Source organism: Rhodococcus sp. BP-160 (genome assembly GCF_019836205.1).
Taxonomy (GTDB): Bacteria; Actinomycetota; Actinomycetes; order Mycobacteriales; family Mycobacteriaceae; genus Rhodococcoides.
Window position 1 is genome coordinate 126,856 of the sequence record NZ_JABUEK010000003.1, and the last position, 1,683, is coordinate 128,538.

Genomic DNA, 1,683 nt, shown 5'->3' on the forward strand with positions numbered 1-1,683 from the left:
TTCGGTGCACGGTCCGCCGACGACGTACGACCCGAGTCGGTCGGCGAAAGCGAGACGCGATCACTGATTCGTCACGATTCGGGAGAGTACACAAAGCAGACCGAACCTTGTCGGGATCAGGCACGAACCACCTGGACGGAGACACCGCTGTCTACCGTGGAAGCGGCACCACCCGACGTGACATGCACAGGAGATCCCGTGAGCCGATTCCGGCGAACCACACGACGCTCCACCCCCACCCGAGGGCGACCGATGACGTCCCGTGACGCCCTCAACCTCTATCTCGAGTCGCCGCACACGTCGGCGATCCTCATCCACGCCTTCGTGGTCGACGTCGCCGCGGGCCCCGGTACCGGACTACGCACGCACGCCGATGCGGTGGCCTACGCCCGCTCGATCGTGCACCTCGACCCGATCTTCCGGCAGCGGCTCCACCGTTACCCCGGCGACATCCACTACCCCTTCTGGGTGGACGACCCCGACGCGGACATCGACTCGCACGTCACCGTGACGCACCAGCAGGACGGCGACGTCGAGATCGTGCGCCGCCGGACGGTCGACCTCTCCCGTGAGTTCTTCGACTTCACCACCGGGCCGGCGTGGCAACTGCACTTCCTGGTGGATCTGCACGGCGTCGACGGGGTCCCCGACGGCGGCACGGTGATGATCGCCAAGTTCCACCACAGCGCGATCGACGGTGTGAGTGCCTCCGACCTCATCTCCCGCATGTTGTCCCCCACTCCGGCAGAGCCGCGACCGGAGACCGCCGAGGTTCCGGTTCCCGGTCGAGTGCGGGCACTCTCTCGCGTTCCGGCCGACCTGGTGCGCCTCGTCGCGGTGGCGGTCCGCTGGTCGACGCGGTCTCGTGCCGGGACCCCACCGGCGTCGTCGACCGCGCCGACCGCAGTGCCCGCGACACGGTTCAACGGTGACAAGGAACCGGACATGTCGTGGGACCTGGCCTGGTTCGACCTCGACCGCATCCGGCGCGTCAAGTCCGCGTACCCGGGCACGACGGTCAACGACATGCTGACCGCGATCATCTCGCTCGCCCTCTCGACCTATCTCGAGGAACGAGGCGAGTTGCCCGCCAGCAGTCTCTCGATCTCGATGCCGATGAGCACACGCTCGCTCACCGACGCGACCACCGCGAACCAGCTCACGCCGATGATGGTCGACCTGCACACCGACGTGCCGGATCCGGCGAAACGCCTCCGCAGAATCCACGAGTCGCTGGTGGCGGCGAAGGAATCGGTGGCTCGCTCCACCGAGCGCACGGGCCCACCACACCCTCTCGGTGCGTTGCCCTCCGTCGTGGTCCCCGTGATCGGTGCCCTCACGCGGGCGCCGTCGACCGATCCCGCGACCGCGCCGGTGACCACGATGCTCAGCAACGTGAGCTACGGACGCGGGCCACTCGCGCTGCTCGGCGCGCCGGTGGTCGGCTGCTACGGAGTTCTTCCCGCCGTGCGCGGGGTGCATCTCACGCACTCGGCGCGGTCGGTCGGCACGTCGATCTCCCTGTCCGTCGCAGCGAACGCACAGTCCCTGCCGGACATCGAGCACTACATGGACGTCGTCCGACACGCACTCGATCTGCTGGACCCGGACGTCGACACGACTCGGGCCTGACCGCGGCGGGACGGCGCTGGTCGCGTCGTCCCGCCCGCCGGTCCGGCGTCG

At 68.6% G+C, this 1,683-nt stretch carries 1 protein-coding gene; it reads left to right on the top strand.

The features are described 5' to 3' along the window. The first annotated feature begins 252 nt into the window (after positions 1-252). Entirely contained in the window at positions 253-1,632 is a 1,380-nt protein-coding gene (locus HQ306_RS12545) for a wax ester/triacylglycerol synthase domain-containing protein (RefSeq protein WP_222631729.1), read from the top strand. Positions 1,633-1,683: the final 51 nt, after the last annotated feature.

Coding starts and splice junctions, on each gene's coding strand:
- HQ306_RS12545 (WP_222631729.1), top strand. CDS start 253: ATGACGTCCCGTGACGCCCTCAACCTCTATCTCGAGTCGCCGCACACG.